This window comes from Kaarinaea lacus (genome assembly GCF_975902315.1).
This window is the reverse complement of sequence record NZ_CDLKIE010000456.1, coordinates 1-5,267: the sequence shown is the minus strand read 5'-3', so window position 1 is coordinate 5,267 and position 5,267 is coordinate 1. Positions and strand designations below refer to the sequence as shown.

Here is a 5,267-nt window from a genome sequence, read left to right as displayed (position 1 = left end):
GGTGGCGAAATCCGGCTGGCCTGTCTTGGGACACAGACAGGTAAATTCCGGCACGTCGATACGGATAGTGTAGTCTCGCTCAGGAACCGGATTATCGAAAATTTCCAAATTTTTACTGGGTTTAGTCGACATCCAAGGCAAGATACAAGAAGCGGGTAGCGGCTGGCAAGGATTACTACGTGGGATTTCACGTATTTAGCTTAAAAATGCTGAAAATTCTCTCATTCAGCTTGTGTCCAGCCCCTTGCATCTTGTATCGTTGCGGTCCATGCGTCTGAGTAAAATTAAACTAGCGGGCTTCAAGTCCTTCGTCGACCCTACGTCCATTCCATTACCCTCAAATCTCATCGGAATTGTCGGTCCTAATGGCTGCGGCAAGTCCAACGTGATTGATGCGGTGCGGTGGGTAATGGGCGAGTCCTCTGCAAAAAATCTGCGCGGCGACTCCATGGCTGACGTTATTTTCAATGGCTCCAGTGCCCGCAAACCTGTTGGACAGGCGTCCATCGAACTGGTGTTTGATAACAGTGATGGCACGCTTGGTGGCCAATATGCCCAATACAGTGAAATTTCGATCAAGCGCCTGGTCACCCGCGATGGTCAATCCCAGTACTTCCAGAATGGCACTCGTTGTCGCCGGCGCGATATTACCGATATATTCCTGGGAACCGGTCTGGGGCCACGAAGCTATTCCATCATTGAGCAAGGCATGATTTCCAGGCTGATCGAAGCCAAGCCTGAAGATCTGCGTATTTTTCTCGAGGAAGCCGCCGGTATTTCCAAATATAAGGAACGGCGCAAGGAAACAGAAAACCGTATTCGCCACACCCGGGAAAATCTCGATCGCTTGACCGATCTACGTGAAGAACTGGGTAAGCAACTGGATAAACTGAACCGCCAGTCCAAAACCGCAGAAAAATATAAAGTATTCAAAGAAGAAGAGCGCCTGTTAAAAGCCCAGTTAACCGCATTGCGCTGGCAACAGCTTAGTGAACAAATTAAGCAAAAAGATGTGCTCATCAATGAGCAGGAAACCAAATATGAATCCGCAATGGCTGACTTACGGCATCTGGAAGCTGAACTGGAGAAAATGCGCGACCAGCATGTAGAGGCCACGGAGCATTTTAATGAAGTTCAGGCACAGTATTACAGTATTGGTGCTGACATCGCCCGTATTGAACAATCGATCCAGCACGCCAAGGAACGCCGCCAGCAACAGCAGGATGATTTAAAGCAAACCGAACGCTCGCTAATTGAATCACAAGCTCACCTGGATGCGGATCAACGCAAAAAAGTGCAGCTAACAGAGTTCCTGGAAGAAAACGAACCCGTATTGGCTAACGCACGAGAAGTTGAAGCCAGGTCTTCGGAACAGTTGTCTGAGGCGGAGACGGCAATGCGACAGTGGCAACAGGACTGGGAGACGTTTAATGAAAACGCCGCAATCCCTGCGCAAAATGCCGAAGTGGAACGCACTCGACTGAATCATCTTGATGAGCGGATCATTCAACACCAACAACAGCTGGACAAGTTGAACAGCGAAAAGCAGGGTTTGCATTATGATCATCTGCAGAATGAAATTGATGGATTAGTGAGTGAAGAGCAACACCTCAAACAGCAATGTAATGAAATGCAACAGGGTATTGAGCAGCAACAATCTGACATTGCAGATTTGAGAGACTCAGTACAGGAATATGACGGCGAATTGAATGCCAGGCGTAGCGAGTTGCAAACCAGTAAAGGACGCTATGCTTCATTGGAAGCCCTGCAACAGGCTGCGCTGGGCAAACAGGAATCAGATGTTGTTGAGTGGCTGGAAGGACATGGTCTGGCCGATGCCAGGCGCCTGGCAGAAAATTTAACCGTAGAATCTGGTTGGGAACGTGCCGTTGAATGTGCATTAGGGAATTACCTGGAAGCAGTCTGTGTGGACCAGGTAGATCCCGTTGCCAACATGTTATCCAGTTTGCAGCATGGTGCCATCACCGTTTTTGAAACAAGCGCTACAACCAGTGATGATACGCCAGCTAAAGCCGATCGATTGCTCTCCAAAATTTCGACTCCCTGGAAACTGGATTCATTACTTGCCGGCGTGTATTGCGTTGATGATCTTGCCGCTGCGTTAGCGTTGCGAAACAACCTGTCTGCATCAGAATCCGTGGTGACTCGCGATGGATTCTGGTTAGGGAGTAGCTGGATTAGATTTTCCAAAGACGTTGATGAACAATCCAGCGTGCTGCAGCGTGAAAAAGATATGCAACAACTGAGCGACGATATCGAGTCGCTGACCGAGGGAATTACCGGTCTTGATAGAGAGATTGAAGCAGCGAGAGCTTCTTTAAAAGAAAAAGAAGCTCAACGTGACCAGACGCAATCTGAATTCCAGACACTGAATCGTCAACATGCCGAGCTGGAAGCGCGCATTGCTGCGAAACGGTCGCGCATAGAACAAATGCGTGAGCGTGATCAGGCTATTGAAAAGGAAATCATCGAACACCAGGAACAAATATCACAAGCGGAACAGGGTACGCTTGAGTCGCGTCAGCGCCTGGATCAGGCCATTCGGGAAATGGAAACACTTGCAGAGCGTCGGGAATCCCTGCAACAACAACGTGACCAGTTGCAGACAACACTTGATGATGTTCGTACTACGGCGCGTAATGATCGCGATGCCGCCCACGAAATTGCCTTAAAAGTGGAAGCGGCACGTACCGAAATAGCTGCCATCAATCAGAATCGCGAACGCATGGACAGTCAGCTCGAACAATTAAATCAGCGTAAAACCGAGCTGGACCAGGCGCTGGCAGACGGTGAAGAGCCCATGAAGCTCATGGCAGAGGAACTGGAGCAATTCCTTAACCAGCGTGTCGAAGTTGAATCACGCTTATCCGAAGCCCGACATAAAGTTGAAGAGCTGGATCATGCGATGCGTGAGAATTCTACGCAACGTCATACGGTTGAGCAAAGCAGTGAATCGATACGCAGTGAAATGGATCAATTGCGTATGGCCTGGCAGGAAATCAAGGTGCGACGTCAAACGCATGAAGAGTCATTACAGGATTCCGGATTCCAGTTGCCACAACTTCTGGAAGAGATGCCCGAAGAGGCTGTTGAAGAAGAGTGGGCGGAACGTGTAGCGGCAATGGAGCGTCGTATTTCCCGTTTAGGCCCCATCAACCTGGCGGCTATCGATGAATATAAACAACAGTCCGAGCGCAAGGAGTACCTCGACAAGCAACATGAAGACCTGGTTGAAGCGCTGGAGACCCTGGAGAACGCGATTCGTAAAATTGACAAGGAAACGCGTACCCGTTTCAAGGAAACCTACGACAAGGTTAATTCCGGTTTAAAAGCAAATTTCCCTCGTCTGTTTGGTGGTGGTCATGCTTATCTTGAGCTGACCGGCGAAGACCTGCTGGATACCGGCGTTTCCGTCATGGCGCGTCCACCCGGTAAACGAAACAGTACTATTCACCTGTTGTCGGGTGGAGAAAAAGCGTTAACTGCCGTAGCCCTGGTGTTTTCCATATTCCAGTTGAATCCCGCACCTTTCTGTATGCTGGATGAGGTCGATGCGCCACTGGATGACGCCAATGTTGGGCGATTCTGCAATATGGTCAAAGAAATGTCCGAAAAGGTGCAGTTCATCGTCATTACGCATAACAAGATCACGATGGAAATGACGAATCAGCTCAATGGTGTCACCATGCACGAGCCTGGCGTTTCACGCCTGGTTGCAGTAGATGTTGGCGAGGCGGTTGAACTGGTGGCTGTGTAGTTCGTTCAGCTTGTGAAACGAACACCCCGTTAATTACACCGCAACCAGTTATGCCGATAGCCTGAATTTACCAATTATACTTTCCAGTCGCGTAACCACTTTTGACAAATGTTCGCTCGCACTTGAAGTGCGTTCCGTAATTCTGGATGAAAGTTCGGTCACTTCATTGATCTTTTCAACATTGCGCTTCACTTCCTCTGCACGTGCAGTCTGTTCCTCTGCGGCACTGGCAATTTGTGAATTCATATCCCTGATGGTCGTCACGGACTGGGTGATTTCATCCAGTGAATTGCCGGCTGTCGCGGCCTGGGCGACACTGGCCTGAGCTTGTGCTCGACCTTTTTCCATTGCTTTCACTGCGTGCACTGAGTCATTCTGCAGCTGAAGAATTATTTGCTGAATTTCTTCGGTGGATTCCTGGGTGCGACTGGCCAATGTACGTACTTCATCAGCAACCACGGCAAATCCTCTGCCCTGTTCACCTGCTCTGGCCGCTTCAATCGCTGCATTGAGTGCCAGCAGGTTGGTTTGATCAGCAACGCTTCGAATAACATCCAGTACTGATCCAATGTTTTCAGAATTTGATTGTAATGCAGTAACGACGTTTGCTGTGTTTTCAACTTCTTCTGCGAGGGTGTTAATGGATTCTACCGTTTTGCTCACCACTTGCTTGCCATTGTGCGCAGCAGTGTCGGCATCCTGCGCTGCATTGGCGGCACCACCTGTGATGTTGGCAACTTCCCGCGCTGACGCCGTCATTTCGTTCATGGCGTCGGATACATAAATACTTTCTTTGACCTGGATGTTGGCGTTCTCAGTTTGTTCATCGCTGGAGCTTTTTAATTCAGATGTGACTTTCGAGAGGGTGGTTACGTCATCGGCGAGCATTTTTATTGTGTCGCGTAGTTCGCCAATATAGCGGTTAAAAGATTTACGTAATTGTCCAATTTCATCTTCTTCATTGTCAGGAAGCTGAATAGTCAGGTCGCCGCTGTTTGCGGTGGCTTTGTAGGTGGCTTTAAGCCGCTTTGCGACAATGAAGTGAAACAGCAGAAACATACCAATGGAAATGAATGCCATGGCGGCAATAATGACCGACACCAGTATCACGCTGAAACGATTTACTGATTTTTCACCGGTTTTGGTGAGATGATCTATTGTGGCTTTAATGCGTTGGTCGCTTAGGGTGATCTGGTTATTGAGATTACTCTGTGACAGACCAATTACAACATATCCCAACACATCACCGTCGAAATTGATGGGATAACGTTTTTCAGCAATATTTTCTTCTTCGTCAGGTGGTGTAAACTCGGTCATTGGCTTGCCATCAGGGTTTAGATAAGTGGCATAAACAATGTCATCGTCCAGCGTTACCTTGTCCCGGTAGTATTCCAATGCCGTGAAGTCTGCACTCAGGATTAAATCAGGTGCTGTTTGCGCCATGAGTTCCCCAAACGCATCGGCTTTTGAATCCAGGGCGTAGGTTAGT

2 protein-coding genes are annotated in these 5,267 nt (G+C 48.7%); one reads left to right on the top strand and one right to left on the bottom strand.

Annotated elements, in window-relative coordinates; all coding sequences use genetic code 11:
• Positions 1 to 268 precede the first annotated feature (268 nt).
• Positions 269 to 3,778 (top strand): chromosome segregation protein SMC, encoded by a 3,510-nt coding sequence (gene smc / locus ACWVCM_RS14140; RefSeq protein WP_455202408.1) that lies wholly within the window; start codon positions 269 to 271, stop codon positions 3,776 to 3,778.
• Positions 3,779 to 3,826: 48 nt separating this feature from the next.
• Here smc and ACWVCM_RS14135 read toward each other — a convergent pair.
• Positions 3,827 to 5,267, bottom strand: a 1,441-nt coding sequence (locus tag ACWVCM_RS14135; protein ID WP_455202407.1) for a methyl-accepting chemotaxis protein, incomplete at its 5' end; no start/stop codon positions are given.

Coding starts and splice junctions, on each gene's coding strand:
- smc (WP_455202408.1), top strand. CDS start 269: ATGCGTCTGAGTAAAATTAAACTAGCGGGCTTCAAGTCCTTCGTCGAC.